Annotated in this window: 30 protein-coding genes; 16 read left to right on the top strand and 14 right to left on the bottom strand. The window is 41.5% G+C overall.

All coding sequences use genetic code 11. The features are described from left to right. Nucleotides 1-158: 158 nt before the first annotated feature. From rpsI to zapE, 3 genes are all read right to left on the bottom strand, one after another. Nucleotides 159-548 carry a 30S ribosomal protein S9 gene (rpsI, locus tag H5232_RS16880; RefSeq protein WP_016710054.1) on the bottom strand — a complete coding sequence of 130 codons (390 nt, stop codon included), beginning with the start codon at nucleotides 546-548 and terminating at the stop codon, nucleotides 159-161. Between the two features lie 11 nt (nucleotides 549-559). Further along, nucleotides 560-988 (bottom strand): 50S ribosomal protein L13, encoded by a 429-nt coding sequence (gene rplM / locus H5232_RS16875; RefSeq protein ID WP_002957960.1) that lies wholly within the window; start codon nucleotides 986-988, stop codon nucleotides 560-562. A 324-nt stretch (nucleotides 989-1,312) separates the two neighbouring features. Next, entirely contained in the window at nucleotides 1,313-2,401 is a 1,089-nt protein-coding gene (gene zapE / locus H5232_RS16870; RefSeq protein WP_182831217.1) for a cell division protein ZapE, read from the bottom strand. A gap of 150 nt (nucleotides 2,402-2,551) precedes the next feature. Between zapE and H5232_RS16865 the strand changes: the two genes are divergently transcribed. The 3 genes from H5232_RS16865 (at nucleotide 2,552) to H5232_RS16855 (ending at nucleotide 5,738) form a co-directional block, all read left to right on the top strand. Then, nucleotides 2,552-2,992, top strand: coding sequence for a YhcB family protein (locus H5232_RS16865; protein ID WP_145236792.1), 441 nt, complete (start codon nucleotides 2,552-2,554; stop codon nucleotides 2,990-2,992). Between the two features lie 208 nt (nucleotides 2,993-3,200). Next, the gene (locus H5232_RS16860) at nucleotides 3,201-4,553 is read left to right on the top strand and encodes a Do family serine endopeptidase (RefSeq protein ID WP_182831216.1); all 1,353 of its coding nucleotides are present in this window, start codon (nucleotides 3,201-3,203) and stop codon (nucleotides 4,551-4,553) included. A gap of 102 nt (nucleotides 4,554-4,655) precedes the next feature. Continuing rightward, complete coding sequence (locus H5232_RS16855) at nucleotides 4,656-5,738, top strand: trypsin-like peptidase domain-containing protein (protein WP_149980599.1); 1,083 nt, start codon at nucleotides 4,656-4,658, stop codon at nucleotides 5,736-5,738. A gap of 71 nt (nucleotides 5,739-5,809) precedes the next feature. Here H5232_RS16855 and murA read toward each other — a convergent pair whose 3' ends face one another. From murA to mlaF, 7 genes are read right to left on the bottom strand one after another with little or no spacing between them, the layout of a single operon-like run. Continuing rightward, entirely contained in the window at nucleotides 5,810-7,069 is a 1,260-nt protein-coding gene (gene murA / locus H5232_RS16850; RefSeq protein ID WP_145236783.1) for a UDP-N-acetylglucosamine 1-carboxyvinyltransferase, read from the bottom strand. Nucleotides 7,070-7,082: 13 nt separating this feature from the next. Continuing rightward, nucleotides 7,083-7,340, bottom strand: a complete 258-nt coding sequence (locus tag H5232_RS16845; RefSeq protein WP_149980598.1) for a BolA family protein — start codon at nucleotides 7,338-7,340, stop codon at nucleotides 7,083-7,085. Nucleotides 7,341-7,345: 5 nt separating this feature from the next. Next, complete coding sequence (locus H5232_RS16840) at nucleotides 7,346-7,639, bottom strand: lipid asymmetry maintenance protein MlaB (RefSeq protein ID WP_182719514.1); 294 nt, start codon at nucleotides 7,637-7,639, stop codon at nucleotides 7,346-7,348. After that, the gene (locus H5232_RS16835) at nucleotides 7,632-8,306 is read right to left on the bottom strand and encodes a phospholipid-binding protein MlaC (RefSeq protein WP_149980596.1); all 675 of its coding nucleotides are present in this window, start codon (nucleotides 8,304-8,306) and stop codon (nucleotides 7,632-7,634) included. The genes H5232_RS16840 and H5232_RS16835 overlap by 8 nt, the downstream gene beginning before the upstream one ends. A 6-nt stretch (nucleotides 8,307-8,312) precedes the next feature. Continuing rightward, nucleotides 8,313-8,861 carry an outer membrane lipid asymmetry maintenance protein MlaD gene (mlaD, locus tag H5232_RS16830; RefSeq protein WP_149980595.1) on the bottom strand — a complete coding sequence of 183 codons (549 nt, stop codon included), beginning with the start codon at nucleotides 8,859-8,861 and terminating at the stop codon, nucleotides 8,313-8,315. 14 nt (nucleotides 8,862-8,875) lie between these two features. Then, a complete protein-coding gene (gene mlaE, locus H5232_RS16825) occupies nucleotides 8,876-9,655 on the bottom strand; it encodes a lipid asymmetry maintenance ABC transporter permease subunit MlaE (protein WP_145236765.1) in 780 nt (259 codons plus the stop codon). Continuing rightward, entirely contained in the window at nucleotides 9,655-10,470 is an 816-nt protein-coding gene (gene mlaF / locus H5232_RS16820; RefSeq protein ID WP_182719518.1) for a phospholipid ABC transporter ATP-binding protein MlaF, read from the bottom strand. The genes mlaE and mlaF overlap by 1 nt, the downstream gene beginning before the upstream one ends. A gap of 255 nt (nucleotides 10,471-10,725) precedes the next feature. On the opposite strand from mlaF, the gene H5232_RS16815 reads away from it, so the two are divergent. The 12 genes from H5232_RS16815 to mgtE all read left to right on the top strand — a co-directional run bounded on the left by H5232_RS16815 (nucleotide 10,726) and on the right by mgtE (nucleotide 20,023). Then, entirely contained in the window at nucleotides 10,726-11,697 is a 972-nt protein-coding gene (locus tag H5232_RS16815; protein WP_149980594.1) for a calcium/sodium antiporter, read from the top strand. Nucleotides 11,698-11,722: 25 nt separating this feature from the next. Further along, a complete protein-coding gene (locus tag H5232_RS16810) occupies nucleotides 11,723-12,694 on the top strand; it encodes a KpsF/GutQ family sugar-phosphate isomerase (RefSeq protein ID WP_182831215.1) in 972 nt (323 codons plus the stop codon). Next, a complete protein-coding gene (gene kdsC / locus H5232_RS16805; protein WP_149980593.1) occupies nucleotides 12,694-13,245 on the top strand; it encodes a 3-deoxy-manno-octulosonate-8-phosphatase KdsC in 552 nt (183 codons plus the stop codon). Before H5232_RS16810 ends, kdsC begins: the two co-directional genes overlap by 1 nt. After that, on the top strand, nucleotides 13,242-13,796 hold the full coding sequence (gene lptC / locus H5232_RS16800) for an LPS export ABC transporter periplasmic protein LptC (RefSeq protein WP_149980592.1): 555 nt from the start codon (nucleotides 13,242-13,244) through the stop codon (nucleotides 13,794-13,796). Before kdsC ends, lptC begins: the two co-directional genes overlap by 4 nt. Further along, nucleotides 13,786-14,319, top strand: coding sequence for a lipopolysaccharide transport periplasmic protein LptA (lptA, locus tag H5232_RS16795; RefSeq protein WP_182719516.1), 534 nt, complete (start codon nucleotides 13,786-13,788; stop codon nucleotides 14,317-14,319). Before lptC ends, lptA begins: the two co-directional genes overlap by 11 nt. Beyond that, the gene (gene lptB, locus H5232_RS16790) at nucleotides 14,316-15,041 is read left to right on the top strand and encodes an LPS export ABC transporter ATP-binding protein (RefSeq protein WP_149980590.1); all 726 of its coding nucleotides are present in this window, start codon (nucleotides 14,316-14,318) and stop codon (nucleotides 15,039-15,041) included. Before lptA ends, lptB begins: the two co-directional genes overlap by 4 nt. Before the next feature lie 66 nt (nucleotides 15,042-15,107). Beyond that, complete coding sequence (locus tag H5232_RS16785; RefSeq protein WP_145236743.1) at nucleotides 15,108-16,604, top strand: RNA polymerase factor sigma-54; 1,497 nt, start codon at nucleotides 15,108-15,110, stop codon at nucleotides 16,602-16,604. A 28-nt stretch (nucleotides 16,605-16,632) separates the two neighbouring features. Further along, nucleotides 16,633-16,920, top strand: a complete 288-nt coding sequence (gene hpf / locus H5232_RS16780; RefSeq protein WP_145236739.1) for a ribosome hibernation promoting factor — start codon at nucleotides 16,633-16,635, stop codon at nucleotides 16,918-16,920. 4 nt (nucleotides 16,921-16,924) lie between these two features. Beyond that, nucleotides 16,925-17,377 (top strand): PTS IIA-like nitrogen regulatory protein PtsN, encoded by a 453-nt coding sequence (gene ptsN / locus H5232_RS16775; protein WP_149980589.1) that lies wholly within the window; start codon nucleotides 16,925-16,927, stop codon nucleotides 17,375-17,377. A gap of 20 nt (nucleotides 17,378-17,397) precedes the next feature. Then, nucleotides 17,398-18,240 (top strand): RNase adapter RapZ, encoded by an 843-nt coding sequence (gene rapZ, locus H5232_RS16770; RefSeq protein WP_149980588.1) that lies wholly within the window; start codon nucleotides 17,398-17,400, stop codon nucleotides 18,238-18,240. A gap of 28 nt (nucleotides 18,241-18,268) precedes the next feature. Then, complete coding sequence (locus tag H5232_RS16765) at nucleotides 18,269-18,541, top strand: HPr family phosphocarrier protein (protein WP_064667815.1); 273 nt, start codon at nucleotides 18,269-18,271, stop codon at nucleotides 18,539-18,541. Nucleotides 18,542-18,664: 123 nt separating this feature from the next. Continuing rightward, nucleotides 18,665-20,023 carry a magnesium transporter gene (gene mgtE / locus H5232_RS16760; protein WP_145236729.1) on the top strand — a complete coding sequence of 453 codons (1,359 nt, stop codon included), beginning with the start codon at nucleotides 18,665-18,667 and terminating at the stop codon, nucleotides 20,021-20,023. A gap of 440 nt (nucleotides 20,024-20,463) precedes the next feature. Here mgtE and H5232_RS24320 read toward each other — a convergent pair whose 3' ends face one another. The 4 genes from H5232_RS24320 to H5232_RS16750 form a co-directional block, all read right to left on the bottom strand. After that, the gene (locus H5232_RS24320) at nucleotides 20,464-20,586 is read right to left on the bottom strand and encodes a hypothetical protein (RefSeq protein ID WP_259399602.1); all 123 of its coding nucleotides are present in this window, start codon (nucleotides 20,584-20,586) and stop codon (nucleotides 20,464-20,466) included. 635 nt (nucleotides 20,587-21,221) lie between these two features. Beyond that, nucleotides 21,222-21,356 (bottom strand): hypothetical protein, encoded by a 135-nt coding sequence (locus tag H5232_RS24315; RefSeq protein WP_259397404.1) that lies wholly within the window; start codon nucleotides 21,354-21,356, stop codon nucleotides 21,222-21,224. A 58-nt stretch (nucleotides 21,357-21,414) separates the two neighbouring features. After that, a complete protein-coding gene (locus tag H5232_RS16755; protein ID WP_149980587.1) occupies nucleotides 21,415-21,573 on the bottom strand; it encodes a YqaE/Pmp3 family membrane protein in 159 nt (52 codons plus the stop codon). Between the two features lie 64 nt (nucleotides 21,574-21,637). Further along, entirely contained in the window at nucleotides 21,638-22,201 is a 564-nt protein-coding gene (locus tag H5232_RS16750) for a BON domain-containing protein (RefSeq protein WP_145236725.1), read from the bottom strand. Between the two features lie 343 nt (nucleotides 22,202-22,544). Between H5232_RS16750 and H5232_RS16745 the strand changes: the two genes are divergently transcribed. Beyond that, entirely contained in the window at nucleotides 22,545-23,201 is a 657-nt protein-coding gene (locus H5232_RS16745; protein WP_145236722.1) for a LiaF domain-containing protein, read from the top strand. The last annotated feature ends 160 nt before the right edge of the window (nucleotides 23,202-23,361 follow it).

Raw genomic sequence — 23,361 nt, 5'->3', positions numbered from 1 at the left:
TGCGAGTTTGCGAGTTTTATCAGAATGAATTTTTAAACGCGGTAGTCAAGTACTTCGTCTCTTTACTCTCGCTAACTTTACCCTCACTAACTTTTATAACTCCAAAAACAAAAAACCCAGCAGAAGCTGGGTTTTTGAAATTCTTGATAACGTAAATATTAACGTTTTGAGAACTGTGGACGCTTACGCGCTTTCTTAAGACCCACTTTCTTACGTTCAACTTTACGTGCATCACGAGTAACGAAACCTGCTTTACGAAGTTGTGGACGTAGTGACTCGTCAAACTCCATAAGTGCACGAGTGATACCGTGACGGATAGCACCAGCTTGACCAGTAGTACCACCACCAGCAACGGTGATGTAAAGATCAAACTTTTCAGTCATATCAACAAGCCCTAAAGCTTGACGAACAACCATGCGTGCTGTTTCGCGACCAAAATACTCTTCTAAAGAGCGATTGTTGATTACGATGTTACCAGTGCCTGGGCGTAAGAATACGCGAGCACTTGAACTTTTACGACGACCTGTACCGTAGTATTGATTTGCCATGTTAGTGCTCCTTAAATGTCTAGAACCTGAGGCTGTTGTGCAGCATGGTTGTGCTCAGTACCTGCGTAAACTTTAAGTTTACGGTACATTGCGCGGCCTAAAGGACCACGTGGCAACATGCCCTTAACAGCCTTCTCGATGATCATTTCAGGCTTTGCAGCTTGAAGTTTATCAAAAGTAGTAGACTTAAGACCACCTGGGAAACCAGAGTGAGCATAGTACACTTTATCTTTGAACTTGTTACCAGTTACAGTAACTTTCTCCGCGTTGATAACGATGATGTAATCACCAGTATCTACGTGTGGAGTGTACTCAGCTTTGTGCTTACCGCGTAGGCGATGAGCGATTTCAGTAGCGATGCGACCTAAAGTTTTACCTTCAGCGTCAACTACGTACCAGTCACGTTTTACTGTTTCTGGTTTAGCAACAAACGTTTTCATTTATAAAAATCCAATGTTTTTCAATTAAAACCACAGGTAATTATTATTAATTACCGCTCTAAATGTTTGCTCCAACCCCTTCGAGTTTAAGACTTTTGCGCCATTCAAAAGAGGCTAATCTAATGAAGGCAATAGAACGCAACGTGGCAGACGCGGGAGTATACCAGCACTTTTACCACATTGCTACTCGACGGTTGTTTTTTCCACAAGAAAATTGTTCGATAAGCGATAAGCGATAAGCGATAAAATTAAAAACTGTACTTGTGTTAAGTTAAGTACAGTTTTGATTTGTGTCTAACTTACGACTTATAACTTACAGCTACATTAAACCAAATGCTCTCTTGCTAAGTATTCTAACGACTGCATTTCTTGCAATCGACTAATACAACGTCTGAACTCAAAGTTAAGATTGCCTTGCGTGTAGAGTTCCGTAATCGGTTTTTCAGCAGAAATAATAAGTGTGACGTGGCGTTCGTAAAACTCATCGACTAACGCAATAAAGCGTCTGGCGGCATCATCGTTATTTTGGCCAAGCTGTTTTACGTTCGATAAAATAACAGTGTTATATAAACGGCTTATTTCCATATAATCGACTTGGCTACGTGCGGTTTCACACAACTGAGAGAAATCAAACATCACAATACAATCAGCGACCTTACGGGTTTTGATCATTCGCCCTTCAATTTCGATGGGGTGATCGAGTTTACCAGGCTCTGGAGATAACTTATCAAAATACTCAAACAGATTTTTATCGGCTTGTTCATCTAATGGGCTATGAAATATCTCTGCTTGCTCTAAAGTACGCAATCGGTAATCAATGCCAGAATCCACATTCACAATCTCAGTGTTTGCATTAACAAGTGCAATTGCAGGTAAAAAGCGAGCACGCTGCAAACCATTTCGATATAACTCATCAGGTATAATGTTAGACGTTGCCACTAACACAATGCCGCGCGCAAATAAGGCTTCCATTAAACCACCAAGCAGCATGGCATCAGTAATGTCTTGCACAAAAAATTCATCAAAGCAGATAATGTCGGTTTCAGCTTTAAAAATATCAGCCACAACTTCTAAGGGATTAGCCGTTTTGTCTAATATTTTTAGCTCTTCGTGAACACGGTGCATAAAACGATGAAAATGCACGCGCATCTTGCGTGTTCCCGGCAGCGCCTCATAGAAGGTATCTACCAAATAGGTTTTACCACGCCCTACTCCCCCCCAAAAATACAAACCTTTTATAGGCGCCGTGCTATTTTTATTAAATAGTTTAGAGAACCAGCCTTTAGCTGCGGGCTTTTGTGCTGTTAAGTCATCGAAAAGCCTTTGTAGATGACGTACTGCATTTTCTTGTGCAGCATCGTAAACAAAGTCTTCACGCTGTAAATCTTGTTGGTACTTTTGCCAAGGAGTCATAGATAGTTACAATAAAACACGGTTTAATTTACGCAATATGTTAACACGCATCGTAACTCAGGGTATATTAGCAGCAACAGGATTTATTCTTGAGTACGCAATCTAGGCGTTATTTTATTTTTATGTATTAATTCCCAAAGGGGTAGAATTATGGGTACAGTTACTTGGATCGGCATTATTGTTATTGTGGCAGTAGCTGCATTTTTCCTTGGCGCCTTCGTCACTAAAAAGCAATTTAAGCAAGATGAATTAGAGCAACAAGCAGAACAAGCTAAAAATGCATTAGAGCAATACCGTCAAGATGTTGCAGATCATTTAGCAAGCACTGGTAGACTCGTCAACAAAATGAAAGACAACTACGACCAATTGTTAAATCATGTTGATGAAACTAACAAGCTGCTATTAGCTGATAAAAAACAGCATCCTAACGAACCATTCTTTTCTAAAGAAACGACTGAGCAGCTACAGCGCTCACTAAAGGAACGCCAAAGTGACCGTTCATCGGCACATGCTCAACCTGCTGATTATGTATCAGGTGAATCAGGCTTATTCGCCGGCGAACCAAAAGTAGCCGAGCCGGACAAAGTTTAATTAAGGTTTCAGAAATTTCTAAAGCTTCTTGATGAACTTTTTTTTGACCCCATAGTCTGTTTATAAAGCAGCTTATGTTTTACATGCATTTCAAAACATTCTAAAGAGCGAACCTACTTTAAAATGTTTTGAACTAAATTGATAAAAGGCTGCTTATGCAGCCTTTTTTGTTTGTGCTTTTTCCTGTGATGTGGAGTAAACCCTGACTATGAAAATGAAATTATCGTTAATCAGTGCAGCAATGTTATCTGCCAGTTTATTATTAACCCCTTCAGTATCAATGGCTAAGATGCCTATCGCAGTCAATGGTCAACAATTACCGACGTTAGCGCCGATGCTAGAACAAATAACACCAGGCGTTGTTAGTATCCAAGTCTCCGGTTCAAAGGAAGTCCGTCGTCGCGCTGATCCGCTTGATTTCTTTTTTGGCAATCCGCAACCGCGTAGCCAAAAGCGTGAATTTAGTGGTTTAGGCTCAGGCGTTATTATTGACGCCAAAGAAGGCTACGTCGTTACCAATAACCACGTAGTTCAAGATGCTGAAAAAATGTTGGTTACTCTTGAAGATGGTCGTGAATACGAAGCAACTAAAATCGGTAGTGATAAAGAATCAGACATCGCGTTATTAAAAATTGATGCCGAGGATTTAGTCGCCGTTAAACTGGCAAACTCAGATCAACTACGAGTGGGTGATTTTGCAGTAGCAATTGGTAACCCATTTGGTTTAAGTCATACCGTTACCTCAGGGATTGTTAGTGCAATGGGGCGCAGTGGTTTAAATATTGAAGGTTATGAAGATTTTATTCAAACCGATGCTGCTATTAACCAAGGTAACTCAGGTGGTGCGCTAGTTAACTTAAACGGTGAGCTAATTGGTATTAACACGGCCATTTTAGGTGCATCGGGTGGCAATGTTGGTATCGGCTTTGCAATCCCATCCAATATGATGAAAAATCTTGTTGACCAAATTATTGAACATGGTGAAGTACGCCGTGGCTCACTAGGTATTTCTGGGCGTCCACTGGATGCTGGCCTTGCTAAAGCACAACAGCTTGATGTAAAACAAGGCGCTTATGTTATGCAAGTAATGGATGATTCTGCCGCCAGTGAAGCCGGTATTAAAGCTGGTGACGTAATTATTAGTATTGATGGTAGTGAGATCAGCGGCTTCCATGAACTGCGCAGTAAAATTGCCACCCTCGGTGAAGGCAGAAAGGTAAAATTAGGCATTTATCGTGATGGCAAAGTGCAAACCGTTAAAGTGACCCTTGATGGGGCATCAGCACTAACCGCAGCCGGTGATGAACTACATCCAGCCTTCCAGGGTGCAACACTTGAAAACACCCAAAAGAATGGAAATAAAGGGGTTGAGGTGACAACTGTTGATCCGCGTTCACCAGCAGCTAGAGTCGGCCTTGAAGAAGGCGACGTGGTAATGCAAGTAAACCGTCAGCGTGTTGAAACAATTAGTGACATGAATAAGATCATCGAAAACACTAAAGGTAACATCGTGCTTGGAGTACAACGCGGTCGTGAATCGGTATTTGTTTTAATTCAATAAAATAAATATTAGGTAAATCACATAAATAATAGCAGTGGTACTTGCCGCTGCTATTTTTTTTGTGCCATCATTAGAAGATCGCTCATTAAGAATAAGAACATTGTGCTGAAATTTTTTAAGTTTGTCCTTCCCCCGCTATTTGCCGGACTCGGTATCGCATTTTTGGTAGTATTTTTTAGCCCAAATATGCGTGCAACGCTGTTACCCAATGTCCCCTTACCAAGTGCTATGAGTATTGACCATTTGAGCTTTGCCGATGCAGTACAGCGCGCAGCGCCATCTGTTGTGACAATCATTTCTGAGAGCATTTCAAAGGAACCTCGTTATAAACGGCAAAACACCGTGCAAGAACTTGGCTCCGGTGTGATCATGTCAAGTGATGGCTATATTCTTACCAACTATCATGTGATCAATAATGCTGATCAAATTATGGTGCTGCTTACTGATGGCCGCCGTTATTTTGATGTTCAGCTCATCGGCTTTGATACCATCACCGACTTAGCACTGTTGAAAATTAACGTTGAGCACTTGCCAGTTATCCCAATTAGTGAGCGTTTTACGCCTCGCGTGGGTGATGTGGTGCTGGCGATTGGTAATCCGCTGAATCTAGGGCAAACAATCACCCAAGGGATCATCAGTGCCACGGGTAAACAAAAAATTACCGATAGTCCTTATAATAGTCTGCTACAAATGGATGCGGCAATTAATGTCGGCAACTCAGGTGGCGCACTGGTAAACTCTAATGGCGACTTGGTTGGGATCACCTCAGCACAATTTAAAACCCGAGAGAACCTCGATATCCAAGGCATATTCTTCGCCGTACCGTACTCGTTAGCAAAAGAGGTAATGGATAAACTGATCCGTCATGGTCGTGTTGTGCGTGGTTACTTGGGCTTCACAGGTACTGCCGTTGATAGTACCGGTAAAGAAGTGAGCGATAAGTTCACCCCTATTGCTGGATTGCGTATAACCAACCTAGATCCATTAGGTCCAGCATGGCAAGCTGGTATTAAAGAACAAGATATTGTGATTAAAATTGGCGGTGAAGATGTCACTAACCCACAAAAAACCTTAACCAGAATTGGTAATTCAGAGCCGGGCCATGAAATAGAATTTGAACTTTATCGAAATGGAAAAGTACTAAAAGTGATGGTGAAGGTTGCAGAGTTAGAGACTAAACTATAATTTTAGTTGCAAGGTAAAAGGTAAACAAGGTTTTCGCTTGAACCTTGTTACCTGAACCTTTCAACTCGTATTTAACTACTTCGGCGTTTGATGTTTGCACCTAACGCGCTGAGTTTATCTTCAATCCGTTGATAACCACGATCAACGTGGTAAATACGGTCAACAACCGTCTCACCTTGTGCCACAATACCTGTCAAAATTAGGCTCGCTGATGCACGAAGATCGGTTGCCATTACTTGTGCGCCACTCAAGCTCTTTGTGTCACCACAAATTGCCGTATTCCCCTCTAAACGAATGTTAGCACCCATACGTTGTAGTTCTGGCACATGCATAAAACGGTTTTCAAAAATCGTTTCGGTAATGGTTGCGCTGCCATTAGCGACTACATTTAACGCAGTAAACTGCGCTTGCATATCGGTAGGGAAACCTGGGTGTGGCATGGTTTTAATATTAACGGCTTTGAGCTCACGGCCACGCATATCAAGATAAATACTATCTTTATGTACTTCAATCAACGCATTAGTTGCACGCAATTTTTCAATCACAGGCTCTAAACTATGAAAATCGGTAAGCTTACATAGCACTTCGCCACCCGCCATTGCTGCGGCCACTAAAAATGTGCCAGTTTCAATCCGATCTGGCAAGATGCGATGCTCACAACCATGCAGCTTTTCAACACCTTCAATTTCAATACGGCTAGTGCCTGCACCGCTAATTTTTGCGCCCATTGCTGTTAAGCAAGCAGCTAAATCTATAATCTCTGGTTCACGCGCCGCGTTTTCTAATACGGTTTTGCCGTCAGCTAAGGTTGCGGCCATTAATAAATTTTCGGTCGCGCCAACGCTGACCATTTCCATGTAGATTTCAGCACCTTTTAAACGCCCATCTACCTTGGCATTGATATAACCATTTTCAACGCTAATAACAGCGCCCATGCGCTCCAAACCTTGAATATGAATATCAACCGGGCGAGCACCAATTGCACAACCACCAGGAAGCGATACTTGTGCTTGACCAAAACGAGCAACCAATGGACCTAATGCTAATACTGAGGCACGCATTTGTTTAACTAACTCGTAAGGGGCCAATGTTTTATCAACTTTGCCACCATCAATAACGAGCTGCTCGCCGTGCCAGTGTATTTCTGCGCCGAGGGTTTTTAATAATGCTTCAGTAGTGCCGATATCACGTAAACGAGGAACATTATTAAAGGTACTTTTACCGTCAGCTAATAATGCTGCAAACAAAATAGGTAAAGCGGCATTTTTAGCGCCAGAGATAGTGACTTCACCGGCAAGTCCGGTTCCACCCTGAATTACAAATTGATCCATGAGGAAACCTTTTTTATTGAGGTAAAATGAATTTTTGTTCGCGCTTCCACTCAGTAGGTGTAAATGCACGGATCGAAACTGCGTGGATTGTGCCGTCAGAAATGGTGTTCATCAACGGACCATATACCAGCTGTTGTTTTTTCACTCGGCTTAACCCATCAAAACAATCGCCGACTGCGATAACTTCATAATGACTACCGTTGGCTTTCACATGTACTTCAGCTAATTGCAATTCGTCGCGCAATAAGGTTTCGACTTGGCTTGTTTCCATAACTCTCACTCAAATAGGTTGGTAACCTGTCCCAACTGCATCAACTTTTGCAGTTGTTCAGGAATATTTTGCAATTCAAGGTGAACACCTTGCTGCTTTAATTCTGCGAAAGAGTGAATTAACCAAGCTAAGCCCGCCGTGTCAACCCTAGACACCTCAGAAAGGTCAAAATACCAGTTTTTATGGCTAGTTTGTGAGTTTTTATTCAGAAGTCGTTCAGCGGAAATTGAATTTCGAGTCAATTCACCACTGACTCGATAGTGCTGTTCGTCAAGCTGAGTAACCGTTACTTTACTCATTACCGCCGTCACCTCTAAATTGCACTGGCAACTTACTTTTCTGTTCAAGTAGGTCACTTACATGGTTAATACCTTGCTGGCGCAAAATGCCTTGAAATTCACTTTGCTTGGCATCTAATAAACTAATGCCCTCAGCAACCATGTCATAAGCACGCCATTCGCCATCGCGATCTTCACGTACTTTAAAATCAATTTTAATTTCCGGCTTACCTGGCTCGACAATTTTGGTTTTCACTAATACAAGGTCTTGTCCTGCAAACTCTTTGCTTGCACCAAACTCTACTTTTTGGTTGGTGTATTGGGTAAACACGCCAGCATAAGTGGCGATTAAGTATTCTTGAAACACATCAATAAAGTGTTTGATATCCTCAACCGCTTGCTTTTGCTCAGCAGGATCTTTAATCGCACGCACTTTTGATACATGACTTCCTAATACACGCAGTGCAGCATATTTATAATCAATGTAAGGCATCAACTCTTCTTTGACGATAACCCGTAGATGCTCTTTATCTTTTTCGATTAAAGGCTGGTCACGAGTAATACGTTGAAAAGTATTATCAGATACTTGGCGGACCATTTTATATGGGTCTGTTAAATCGACCGCATCGCTTGCTACGGTGATCGCGCTGAAAGTCAGCGCAACTAAAATTAAAAATTTCTTAAACATAATTACTTACTCGCCGCCTTGATTGAATAAAAATTGCCCGATTAACTCTTCAAGCACCAATGCTGATTTCGTGTCAGTGATATAGTCGCCATCATTTAAGGCTTTGCTTTCAACACCAAATAACTCGTCTAACCCTAAGTTTTTATCATTACTTGTTACCGCAACACCTAAACACGCTTGTTCAGCTGATTTTGGGGCAATGACAGGGTTAATCCCTAAATATTGCTCACCTAGGATGCCTGATGTCAAAATTGAAACTGAGCTGGTATCTGAAAAACGACATTTATATTGCGCATCAATCGTCATATCAACAACTGGCACAAATTCTTGTGGGTGAATTGAAATACCCTCAACTCGACCAACCACTACACCACCTACTTTAATCGGCGCACGTGTTTTTAATGAACCAATGTTTTCAAACTTGGCTTTCAATAAGTAAGTTTCGCCGTTGCCGCTGATCCCTGCATTGGCAACTTTTAACGCCAACATAGCAAAAGCTGCTATGCCTAGCGCAACAAAAAAACCAACTAAAATTTCTAATTTCCGTGAATTCATTATCTATACCTTTATTAGCTAGTAAACATTACCGCTGTCAAAATAAAATCAAACCCTAAAACAGCCAAAGATGAGTGTACAACTGTCTCTGTTGTTGCTTTACTGATCCCTTCAGAGGTCGGTATACAATCGTAGCCTTTATAAAGCGCAATCCATGTAACCACGATGGCAAATACAAAACTCTTGATCATGCCGTTTAAAATATCTTGCTGAAACGATACTTGTGACTGCATGATTGACCAAAAACTTCCCGTATCTACCCCCAACCAATCAACACCCACTAAATGAGCACCAATAATTGCAACTGCTGAAAATATTAACGCAAGTAATGGCATACTGATAAAGCCCGCCCAAAAGCGTGGCGCGATAATACGTTTAAGAGGGTCAATGGCCATCATTTCAAGACTTGATAACTGCTCAGTCGCTTTCATTAAACCTATTTCAGCGGTTAATGCACTACCAGCTCGCCCGGCAAACAATAATGCTGTAACAACAGGGCCTAACTCTCTGAGTAAACTCAATGCTACTAATGGACCTAAGCTGTCCTCTGCACCATAACCAACTAGTACGGTGTAGCCTTGCAACGCCAATACCATACCAATGAATAAGCCCGACACCATGATTATCAATAGTGACTGCGAGCCAACCATATATAATTGTCGTATTAAAAGCGGCGTGCCTTTTCTAAAATTAGGCAAACTCCATAACGCACCTATCAACATCTGAGTGGAGCGACCAAGTGCAGCAAATCGTCCTAACGTTTTATGACCTAGCATTTGCAAAAAATCAAACATCAGCGGCGCCCTCCCAGTAATTCTTGTTGATAAGGTTGAGCAGGAAAATGAAACGGCACTGGGCCATCAGATAATCCTTTTAAGAACTGCTGAACTAGGGCCGATTCATGATTACGCATTTCATCCGGTGTACCGCTACCAATAACGCCTTGATCGGCAATAATGATAACGTGATCGGCAATGCTCATCACTTCTGTTACATCGTGAGTTACGATTAATGATGATAATCCAAGCACTTGATTAAGCGATTTAATCAACTTAACTAATACCCCCATGGAAATTGGGTCTTGGCCTGCAAATGGCTCATCATACATAATTAATTCAGGATCAAGTGCGATTGAGCGCGCTAATGCAGCACGACGTGCCATACCACCTGACAGCTCAGAAGGCATTAGATCTTGTGCGCCACGCAAGCCAACAGCTTGTAATTTCATTAGCACCACAAGGCGAATTAAATCTTCACTTAGACGAGTGTGTTCACGCAGCGGAAAAGCGATATTGTCAAATACTGACATATCGGTAAATAATGCGCCGCTTTGGAACAACATACTCATTTTGGTTCGCGCCGCATAAAGCTCTTTGCGCGACATGGCAGGAATGTTATTACCTTCGAATAAAATAGTGCCGCTATCTGGTTTTAATTGACCACCAATTAAACGCAACATGGTGGTTTTACCAATTCCGCTTGGTCCCATTATTGCCGTAATTTTTCCTTTCGGGACACTAAAGCTCATATTTTTATATATGCAGCGATTGCCCCTAGAAAAGCTTACATCCTTGATTTCTACTATTGGTTGCGACAAGTCGCTCTCCATTACTATTTTCACTAGTTCACCTATTTTAAGCGTTTTTACAGCAAGATGGAAAAAACAAATCGTAAAATTTTGTAATATTCTATGTAATAGCGCTGCAAACCTTACAGCAGTAGGCTTAACCGTCGCTTAAATAATTATTCTCAGTCCAAATCAGTCCATAATCTAACAAGCTTCGCAGATTCTTTTATTTATACTTTCAGGTTGGCTTTTGTTACTATTTGCAGTCATCTCATTTTGAATAATTGGCGTAACGTAATGGTGACTTCTTTTGTCATTTTAATTCTCGGATTTGCAGCTCTAGTTTGGAGTGCGGATCGCTTTGTTTATGGTGCTGCGGCACTGGCAAAAAATTTCGGTGTTCCTACTCTTATTGTTGGCTTAACCGTTGTTGCGATGGGCTCGTCAGCCCCTGAAATGATGGTCTCAGCATCAGCTGCGCTTGCCGGTAAAACTGACACTGCCGTGGGTAACGCCGTTGGCTCAAATATCACTAATATTTTACTTGTTTTAGGTATTACTGCGCTATTGCGCCCACTCTCAGTATCATCAATGACATTAAAACGCGAAATGCCGCTTGTACTACTAGTGTCAATCGCTGCCTGGTATGTATTTTCTGATAACTACTTTTCATTTGCTGAGGGCGTTGCATTAATCATTGGCTTTGTGGTCTTTATTGCGGGCTTAGTTATTATTTCTATTCGCGCTAAAAACCAAGCTGATGACCCATTTGTAAGTGAAGCCTGTGAAGACGTACCAGATAACGTGCCCACCAAATCGGCTTTATTTTGGTTAATTATTGGTATGATATTACTGCCTGTCAGCTCACATTTTTTAGTTGGCTCAGCAGTTGATATAGCCAAATACTTTGGCCTAAGTGATTTAGTAATAGGGTTAACCATTATTGCTATTGGCACCAGTTTGCCTGAGCTGGCAGCCTGTATTGCTGGGGTATTAAAAAACGAAGATGATTTAGCACTGGGTAATATTGTTGGCTCAAATATATTTAACATTTTAGCTGTGTTGCCACTGGCTGGGATTATCAACCCTTCAATTATTGATCCTTCAGCTGCAAACCGTGATGCCTTAATAATGATTGGTGCCACCATAGCCCTTATTGCTATGTCCTTGAGTTTTAGGGGCACAAGACGCATTAATAGAGTTGAAGGTGGCCTGTTATTGGTCGCGTTTTTAATCTATCAAGGTTATATTTTCAGCCAAGTTGCTTAATGCTAGCCACAAAATGGATAACACAATGACGCAGTTAAATTTTATTGAACAAGGTAAGCGGGTGCTAGAAATAGAGCGCCAAGCACTGCTTGATATAACCCAATATCTAGACGAAAACTTTAATCAAGCTTGCCAATTGATGTATCAATGTCACGGTAGGATCATAGTAGTCGGTATGGGGAAATCAGGGCATATTGGTAATAAAATTGCTGCAACACTGGCAAGCACTGGCACGCCTGCGTTTTTTGTCCATCCGGGTGAAGCAAGTCATGGTGATTTAGGGATGATCACTCGTGATGACGTGGTTATGCTTATTTCAAACTCAGGCGAAACCAGCGAAGTACTGAATATTATTCCGGTTATTAAACGTATTGGCGCAAAAATGATCGCCATGACAGGTAACCCTGAATCATCAATGGCAAATTGGGCTGATGCTCATGTATGCATCAAAGTAAGTCAAGAGGCCTGCCCATTAGGACTCGCTCCGACTGCAAGCACGACTGCAACACTTGCGATGGGTGATGCAATAGCCGTTGCTCTGCTAGAAACCCGTGGCTTTACCGCCGATGACTTTGCGCTATCGCATCCTGGTGGTAGCTTAGGCAAACGTTTACTATTGTGTTTAAAAGATATTATGCACAGTGGCCCAGCAACGCCTATGATCAATGATAAGCAATGTATCAAAGATGCATTAATCGAAATGTCGGCAAAAGGCTTAGGTATGACAGCTATTGTTGATGACACAGGGCAACTTGCGGGGCTTTTTACTGATGGTGATTTACGCCGAATTTTAGAGCAACGAATAGATATTCACAGTACTTTGATAAGCACTGTCATGACCCGCTCTTGCACTACTGCAACCGCTGATATGCTTGCCGCCGAGGCACTCAATATCATGGAGAATAAGCGTATCAATGGCTTAATTGTAGTTGATAATAAACACCACCCTATTGGTGCTCTTAATATGCAAGATTTGCTCAAAGCAGGAGTTTTATAATGCAGTTTGCTGACTTATATCAGCCACTTTCAGATGATGCTCGCGAGCGAGCACAAAAAATCAAACTCCTGATCTGTGATATCGATGGGGTGTTTTCAGATGGTCGTATTTATCTTGGTAACCAAGGTGAAGAACTCAAAGCGTTTAATACTAAAGATGGCTTTGGTATCAAAGCACTGATCAATAGCGGTTTTGAAGTTGCCGTGATCACCGGTCGTCATTCACAGATAGTTCAGCAACGGATGACTAGCCTGACAGTACCGCATATTTACCAAGGCCAAGAAAACAAGTTGCAAGCTTATCAACAGCTCAAGGATAAATTGCAGTTAAGCGATGAACAAATAGCTTACATAGGCGATGACGGACCTGACTTGCCGGTAATGGAATTGGTTGGTTTTGCGGTGGCAGTAAATGATGCGCATCCACTAATCAAACGCATTTCACATTATACAACCATGCTACCTGGTGGCTTTGGGGCGGTGCGTGAACTCACTGATTTATTAATGCTCGAAAATGGTAAATCATTAACCAGCGAAGGCACGAGCTCATGAATAGTGCGCGTTTAATATTATGCGTATTATTTGTCGGCTGCATGGTATGGCTGTGGTATCCGTATTTTTATCAAAGTACCGCCATAAAACAACACCAAGAAGATATAATAGCAAAACCTGATTATACTGCGGTGGCATTAAAACAAACCGCATTTGATGAACAAGGTAAAATTAGCCACAAAGTAACAGCTGCAAAAATGGAACTCTACCAACAGTTAGGGTTCACTTACTTTGAACAACCTATTTTTACACTCTATAATCAACAGCAGACGTGGCAAATTAATGCCGATGAAGCCACCTTATATGAAAATCATCAATTAATTTTAGAAGGTAATGTGGTTGCTAAAAACCTGACCAATAATGCCATGATTGAACATATAAACGCAGATAATATTCAGGTTGATATTGAACTACAAACCATGAGTTCAGAACAACCAGTTGAATTAATCGGACCAAATTTAAAAATCACTGGGCGCGGTCTCCATGCCGACTTAAAAGCCGAAGTGGTAGAACTAATTAACCATACGCGAACCATATATTATGACCAATAAATTTGCTCACTTGCTTGTTATACCAAGCTTATTCATTGCTTTTGCAAGCTTTGCTGAAAATACGACACCACCTGCAGATCAAGTCTCTATCAGTGCTGACACGCAGCTTGCCCAACTGAAAGACAATATCGGTATTTTTGAAAAAAATGTTGAAATCATTCATGGTAACCGCCGTATCAAAGCGGATCGACTTGAAGTCCATAAGCGCGAAGATTTAGGCGATAACAAACAACTACTTGTCGCAACTGGCAGTCCGGCTTACTTTGAAGAAAAACAAACTGATGGCACAGTAATGAGTGCCAGTGCTGATGAAGTCCGTTACGATGTCGCTAAGCGCTATTTAACCTTGGTTGGCAATGCACAAGTCACTCAGGCAGGTCAAAAAATCAATGCCAAAAGCATTACCTATGATATGGACCAGCAACTGATCAGTGCTGAAAAAGGCGCAAGCTCAAGCGATCGTGTGCACACCATTTTGGTACCAGTAGACAGTAAAAAAGACAAATCTAAAGGGCAGCCATGAGTACATTAAAAGCTGAATTTCTAGCAAAAAGCTATAAAGGTCGCCAAGTTGTAAAAAGCGTGGGTTTAGAAGTTAGCGCAGGCAGCATTGTTGGCTTATTGGGTCCTAATGGCGCTGGTAAAACCACCACCTTTTATATGATTGTGGGTTTAGTTCCAAGCGACAAAGGTAAAATCAGTATTGATGATAATGACATCACCTTACTGCCAATGCACAGTCGCGCACGGTTAGGGATTGGCTACCTGCCACAAGAATCATCCATCTTCCGTAAATTAACTGTTTATCAAAACCTGATGGCTATTTTAGAAACTCGTAAAGAGCTGAATAAACAAGCCAGAGAAGAAGCGCTCGACAGCTTACTTGATGAGTTTAGCATTCAACATATCCGCGACAGCCAAGGTATGGCATTATCTGGCGGTGAACGTCGTCGAGTTGAAATTGCACGCGCTTTAGCCGCAAACCCAAAATTTATCTTACTTGATGAGCCTTTTGCTGGCGTTGATCCTATTTCAGTGTTAGATATAAAGAAGATTATTGAACACCTTAAAAACCGTGGTATTGGCGTGCTTATTACCGACCACAATGTACGAGAAACCCTTGATGTTTGTGAAAAAGCCTACATAGTTTCTCATGGGGAGTTAATTGCATCAGGTACCCCTGAGCATGTACTCGCCGACCAAACAGTCCGCGATGTTTACCTGGGCGAGCAATTTAGGCTATAAAGCCACGCTCGGCTAAGTATCTGCTAGACTTAACGATGATAACAATAAAAGGATTGTTAGAGATACATGAGGCAATCACTCCAGCTGCGCATGGGCCAGCAACTTACAATGACACCACAGCTGCAACAAGCAATTCGCTTATTGCAACTCAGTACATTGGATCTCCAGCAAGAAATTCAAGAAGCGCTCGACAGCAATCCATTGTTAGAGCTAGAAGAACATGAATATTCAGACGACACGGCTGGTAAAAACGAACAAAAACAAGATAACGATGACTTAACCGTTAGCGCATCAGCAGACGACAAGCCAAGCGAATATGAACAAGAAAGTAGCGAAGCATTAAGTAAAGAGACCTTAAGTGACGAAATGGCTATGGACGTCACCTGGGACGAATACATGAGTGCTGCGCCAAATACGTCATCTGGGCCAATGCCTGAAGATGAGTCAATTTATCAAGGTGCCTCAACTGAAACCTTGCACGAATATCTAATGTGGCAATTACAACTCACACCTTTTAGTCCAACCGATGAAGCCATTGCCATTGCCATTGTTGAAGCCGTTGACGATTCAGGTATTTTAACCTTGAGCTGCGAAGACATCGCAGAAAGCTTAAATCAAGGTAATAACGAAGAAGAAATCGAACTCGACGAAGTGCAAGCAGTGTTAAAACGCATTCAGTTGTTTGACCCTGTTGGTATTGCTGCGCGCAGCCTACAAGAATGTTTATGTATTCAATTAAATCAATTTGATCCTGCAACTCCTTGGATTAGCGAGACAAAAATGATTTTAACTGATCATATCGATTTATTAGCTAGTCGTGACTATCGCACTTTGATGAAAAAGACTAAGCTTAAAGAAGATGAACTAAAAGAAGTAATGACACTGATCCACAGCCTTAACCCAAAGCCTGCGGATACCATAGTACGCGAAGAATCAGAGTATGTTATTCCTGACGTTTCGGTGAAAAAAATTAAAGGTCGCTGGGTGGTTGAACTCAATCCAGACAGCATGCCAAAAATTAGAGTGAACAGCCAATATGCGGCGATGTCACGCTCTGTAAAATCAAGCACTGACAGCCAATTTATACGCTCGCATTTGCAAGAAGCTAAATGGTTTATTAAAAGCCTAGAAAGTCGTAACGAGACGTTACTCAAAGTAACCAACTGCATTGTTAAACAGCAGCAAGGATTCTTTGAGCATGGCCCTGAGGCCATGCGCCCTATGGTACTAAACGACGTTGCCGAAATGGTTGAGATGCACGAATCAACAATTTCTCGTGTAACCACCCAAAAATACATGCATACCCCTCGTGGTATATTTGAGTTAAAATATTTTTTCTCGAGCCATGTAAGTACTGAGAACGGCGGCGAATGCTCATCGACAGCCATTCGAGCATTGATCAGAAAATTGATCAGTGCAGAAAACTCAGCGAAACCATTGAGTGATAGTAAGATTGCAGATATATTGGCAGAGCAAGGTATCAAAGTAGCTAGACGGACTATTGCAAAATACCGCGAGTCGCTGGCTATTCCACCGTCAAATCAACGTAAAAGTTTGATTTAAGGCGTAAAATCACAAGAGGAAAATGCTTATGCAACTAAATTTAACTGGTCGTCATGTAGAAATTACTGATTCATTAAGAGACTATGTAAACAATAAGTTTGCCAAGCTTGAAAGGCATTTTGATCATATCAATAATGTCCATGTCATTCTTGATGTAGAAAAGCTAAGCCAAAAAGCAGAAGCCACATTACATGTCAGTGGCGCTGAATTATTTGCCTCAACTGAGCACCAAGACATGTATGCAGCCATTGACGGACTAATCGACAAACTTGACCGTCAGGTAATTAAACACAAAGAGAAGCACGCTCGACACTAACACTATGAAATTAAGCTCACTTATTTGCCAGGACTGCAGTAAAGCTGCGGTCCTTTTTAATAGCAAAAAACGGATCATTGAATTTATCAGCCAATTGGCTCATGAACAACTTCCTCAGCTATCACAACAAGAAATCCTCAACGCACTACTGTCGAGAGAAAAACTAGGTAGTACGGGTATTGGTCGTGGTATTGCTATTCCTCATGGCCGTATGAGTGGTGTTGAAAACCCGCTAGCAATAATTATAGTGAGTGAATCACCGATTGATTTTGATGCGATAGATAATCGCCCAGTTGATATATTTGTAGCTCTCATCGTGCCAGATGGTGATAGCCAACTTCATTTGAAGACGTTAGCCACAATTGCTGATAAACTCAACGACAAAGATTTTTGTAAACAACTACGTAGCGCAAAAACAGACCAAGATTTGTATCACGTAATTGCTGCGCAATCGTAGCCAAATGAAGGAGAATTTACATGGAGTTAATCATCATCAGTGGGCGTTCTGGCTCAGGTAAATCTGTTGCTCTGCGTGTAGTAGAAGATCTTGGCTATTATTGTGTAGATAATATTCCGGTAAACTTATTACCTTCATTAGTGCGCAGTGTCTCTGATAATTATGACAAAATTGCCGTCAGTATTGATGTCCGTAATTTACCGAAAGAGCAGGAAGAATTTAACGATATTCTTGAATACTTGCCTGGTTTTGCAAATCCGACGCTATTTTATTTAGACAGTGATGATCAAACCCTGATCAAACGTTTTTCTGAAACTCGCCGCTTACACCCATTATCTTTGGACTCTTTGCCACTGGATTTAGCCATCAAGCAAGAAAAAGTATTACTTGATGTATTAACTACTCGCGCTGACTTTATACTTGATACCACTGATCTGAGTGTCCACCAGCTTGCAGAGTCAATCCGTGAAAAGATTTTAGGGAAAAAAGATAAAAAACTAATCATTACCTTTGAATCATTTGGTTTTAAATATGGTATCCCAAAAGAAGCTGATTATGTTTTTGATGCACGCTTTTTACCAAACCCACATTGGGAGCCTGAGCTTAAGCCACTTACAGGCCTTGATCAGCCAGTAAAAGATTATTTAGCCAGCCATAGTATCGTACAAAAATTCACTTGGCAGATCCAAACCTTTGTACAAACTTGGTTACCGCATTTGGAGCGTAATAACCGCAGTTACTTAACAATTGCTATTGGTTGCACCGGTGGTCAACATCGCTCAGTTTATCTAGCGCAAACTATAGGTGAAAGCTTCTCGATGAGCCACAGCAATGTGAAAATTCGCCATCGTGAACAAGAATAACAACTCACGTTTACAGTAAGGAATGTTGATGCGTTTAGAAGATACATTTTTAATAAAAAACAAACTCGGTTTACATGCTCGCGCAGCCAGCGTATTAGCGCAATTAGCTGTGCAGTTTGATGCCAGCATCACACTTCATCAAGATGACAAACAAGCCGCAGGCGATAGCGTACTCGGCTTAATGCTATTAGAAAGTAGCCAAGGCAAAGAAGTTAAAGTTGTATGTGAAGGCCCGGACGCTGAACCTGCTCTTGCAGCAATTGGCGAGTTGATCGCACAACGCTTTAACGAACAAGAATAGCTCGTAGTCAGTACCACTAAATTGCGTTAAACTAAATAAAGTCGTTAATTAAACAGACCAAGCGCGTTAATTACCGACAACTGTTACCCTACCTATCAAGCGTATTAATTTTTAAGGACGCCAATGCCAGAAGCTTTTGAACAAGATTACCCACTACAACAACTAAAACAAGTGACCAAGTCACTTAACAGTGGTCAATTTGTTCAAGTAAGGCGTATGTTGGCAAAAACAGCTCCGTGTGACACCGCATTATTACTCGAGTCATCCCCACATAAAATTCGTACCTTGCTATGGCAACTGGTTGATCCAGATGTACAAGGTGACGTACTCGAAGAACTCTCAGAAGATGTTCGTTTAGGGATCATTGCCCAAATGGAGCCGAAGCACATCGCTGCGGCAACTGAGGACATGAGCCACGATGATCTAGGGGAAGTACTACGTAGCCTACCTGATACCGTCTACAAAGACGTTGTTAGTGCCATGGACAGCCAAGATCGAGAACGTGCAACTCAAGCACTCTCTTATCAAGAGCGCTCTGCTGGCGCGCTAATGAACACTGATACAGTGACCATCCGTCCAGATGTCACTATCGACGTAGTACTGCGCTACTTACGTTTACGTGGTGAGCTACCAGAAGGTACCGATGATCTTTATGTTGTTGATAAACATAACTGCTTTATAGGTGCCATGTCGTTAACGACCTTGTTGACTAACTCGCCAGATAAAATTATTCGCGACTTAATGGATGAAGATTGTGAATCTATCCTCATTTCGATGGATGAAACCGATGTAGCACAACTGTTTGAACGTCATAACTGGATATCAGCCCCAGTGGTTGATGATAATGACCATCTACTTGGCCGTATCACCATCGATGATATCGTTGACGTTATCCGTGAAGACGCCGAGCATAGCTTATTAAGCCTAGCCGGTCTTGATGATGAAGAAGATACCTTTGCTCCGGTGTTAAAAAGTTCGAAAAAGCGCTCAATTTGGCTTGGCGTTAACTTATTAACCGCGCTACTTGCTGCGATTGTGGCAAGCTTCTTTGAAAACACTTTAGCAATTTTACCTATTCTAGCGGTACTCAACGGTATAGTGCCATCCATGGGTGGTGTTGCGGGCAGCCAAACATTAACCCTCGTAATACGTGGTATTGCAGTGGGTCATATCAACCAAACTAACCAACGCTTTTTACTGATCAAAGAGCTTGCAATCGGCGCAATAAACGGGATTGTTTGGTCCATTTTAATTGCCGGTGTTGTTGCTATTTGGCAATGGGACTTTAAGCTTGGCGGCGTACTCGCCTTTGCCATGTTTATGAACTTAGTAGCCGCAGGTATCGCCGGTGCCAGTATTCCGCTGCTATTGAAAAAAATGAAAATTGACCCTGCATTAGCTGGCAGCGTAGTACTGACAACCGTAACCGATATTGTAGGGATCTTCGCCTTCCTAGGCACCGCCACATGGTTGTTGGTGTAGTTAAAAATTAGTTAAAGGTTAAACCCATCGTAGGCGCGAGTTTATCTCGCGCATCTCTTAGCGTTACATCAACCTCATCCGCCAACTTAGGCAATGGCTTTAGCCATGAATGTTATCAACCGCGCGGCATAAAGCACCGCCTACGCTTTAAACATCGGAGCTAGGTTTTAGGCTCTAGGTCCTAGTCACTTCCCTAGCACCTAGTACCTTTGTCTTCCTAGCACCTTTAATCTTTTCGCGGTGGCAAGCCACTCGCCTACAAGTGATTTAACACCGAGATAAACTTTAGCACCGGAGGCGTTAAGCTTGCTGACGCACAAACACCAGAGCACATTTCAAAACGCGGCGACAAGCCACTCGCCTACAAGTGATTTAACACCGAGATAAACGTTAACACCCGTAGGCGTTAAGCTTGCTGACGCACAAACTCCGAGCCACATTTAAAACGCAGTGGCAAGCCACTCGCCTACAAGTGATTTAACACCGAGATAAACGTTAACACCCGTAGGCGTTAAGCTTGCTGACGCACCAATACCAGAGCACATTTCAAAACGCGGTGGCAAGCCACTCGCCTACAAGGATTAATTAGACATCAAAGTAAACCTTAACACCGTAGGCGTTAAGCTTGCTGACGCACAAACACCAGAGCACATTTAAAACGCGGTGGCAAGCCACTCGCCTACAAGTGATTTAACACCGAGATAAACCTTAACACCCGTAGGCGTTAAGCTTGCTGACGCACAAACTCCGAGCCACATTTAAAACGCAGTGGCAAGTCACTCGCCTACAAGTGATTTAACACCGAGATAAACTTTAACACCCGTAGGCGTTAAGCTTGCTGACGCACAAACACCAGAGCACATTTAAAACGCGGTGGCAAGCCACTCGCCTACAAGTGATTTAACACCGAGATAAACCTTAACACCCGTAGGCGTTAAGCTTGCTGACGCACAAACTCCGAGCCACATTTAAAACGCAGTGGTAAGTCACTCGCCTACAAGTGATTTAACACCGAGATAAACTTTAACACCCGTAGGCGTTAAGCTTGCTGACGCAAAAACACCTATGACTATAATAAAATGAGAGGTTAAACATTCTTGGGGAAGGTTATAAGTGGATGTTCTTAATGAAAATAACAACATACACTTATAATTTTGGTATATAACATCCTAGCAAAATCCTTCTAATATCTACTTATTTAAAGCCCATTCCTTGCTGCTTTTACTTCGCTCCTTGATGCGCTATTCATTAGTTCCTTCCATTGCTGTGCCGTCCAAAGTGGCTTTGCGCTTTTTACGATCCCTTGTTGGTTTTTCCTTAATACGTTATCCATAATGTTACTCCTTGCCATCTATTGGCTGTTCATCCTTGTTATATTTAACACTGTGACTCTAACGACGTCCGATTATATAAATTGCATGTATCAGACCAGGAATATACCCTAGTAATGTTAACAAAATATTAATCCAAAACTGAGCACCTAAACCAACTTGTAAAAATACACCAAGTGGTGGAATAAGTACTGAAAATATAATTCGTATTAAATCCATGACTCTCACTCCCTGAAATTTATATAAGAAAGCCCAGCATAACTGGGCATTCGTGGCTTATAGATTATTCAGCTACAATAGTTAAGTTATCAACTACATCGCGAACATCTTCGGCATTCTTAGCAATTTTCACCGCTAGCTGTTTTTCAGCATCCGAACCAACAGTACCATTTAGCGTTACCACACCTTTATCGGTATCTACGTCAATATCCGTACCGCCTACTTCAGAATTAAACAAATAGCGTGTTGTAATAACGGTAGTAATTTTAGCATCCGTTAAATCACTTTCTGTGCTATCTGATTTCATCTTCTTGCTTTTTGTGTCCGTGTTTTTAACGACCGTTAGCTCGTTATCAACATCAGTTACACCATCTAGACTTAAGATAAGCTCTTCCGCTAGCTCTTTATCAAGCTCACTTTCAACTTTACCAGTTAGTACAACCTTGCCATTTTTTACATCAGTGTTAATGTCAAAGTTGTTTAAGTTAGTGTTCATTAACAGAACCGTTTCTGCCTTACCATCAATCCAAGCATCTTTACTTTCATTTTCCCAGCTGTTTGCTTGCGCACCCATAGCGGTTGTACCAAGAACTAACGCTGCAATAATAGATTTGTTAAATGTTTTCATAATCTTTCTCCTTTTGATTAAAGACAATATGATTAATGCGAACATCAAGCCAACTTTTAAAGCACTTAAAATCAATAACTTAAGCTTTATTTGATATAGCGCTAGCTTTAGTCTTGGTAATTATTTACAGACTGCTCGGTAATTTATTCTGGTCGTTGCAAAATTAACCATTTAATAGCATTATTCGTTAATCTGTCGTTAATATAACAAACGCACCTAACAAAAATAAATTTAAATTATTGATTATTAAGCTAATTAATAAATGGCCTAAGCTTTGCTTTAACTATTGCAGTACTGAGCAATCATAAAATACACCAACAGCATCACTTATAAGGAATACATCATGACTGTGAAATTAGAAGATCGCCCAATTGAGCAAGTGCGTGAACAAGTTATTGATCAATTAATATATAACTACAGTCATGCTGTTATTTCAGCTGATGCTTTTGAACGTCGATTAGATCAGGCAATGGCTGCGAAAGATAACCAAAGCTTAATTGATTTGGTAAGTGACCTAGAATTAACAACCGATAGTAATTACCAGTGGGAAAAACGTGCGCAGTTTAGCCCAAACTATAGTAATAAAAGCAGCGATGAAACATTGCACTTGCGAAGTATCTTAGGATCAAACGAGCGCAGTGGGCAATGGGTAGTACCAAAAGAAATCCACCTGACGAACTTACTTGGTTCTATTGAACTTGATTTCACTGACGCCATATTTCAGCATCAAAATATCACCATCCATGTAAATTGCTTACTAGGCAATGATGAAATTTATGTGCCAGAACACGTCAATGTTGTATCAAAACTGTTCAGTATTATTGGTAGTGTTGAAAACAAATCAGTGTCACTGAATAAACACCAAGGGCCAACCATTACTATCGAAGGAAAAGTTATTCTGGGCTCTGTGGAAATTAAAATTAAGCGCACCATTAAAGAAAAGTTTGTCTCATTCGCCAACAGCCTTAAAACCAGTTGGCAAGATATCAATAAACATTAATAGATAAAACACAGTTAAAGCTTAACACCCGTAGGCGTTAAGCTTGCTGACGCAAAAACACCGAAACAATATTGAATATCGCGGTGGCAAGCCACTCGCCTACAGTGAGTAATTAAACACTGAGATTAACGTTAACACCCGTAGGCGTTGAGCTTGCTGA

This window comes from Pseudoalteromonas sp. SG41-5 (genome assembly GCF_014164495.1).
Lineage (GTDB): Bacteria > Pseudomonadota > Gammaproteobacteria > Enterobacterales > Alteromonadaceae > Pseudoalteromonas > Pseudoalteromonas rhizosphaerae.
This window is presented reverse-complemented; position numbering and strand designations above follow the sequence as displayed.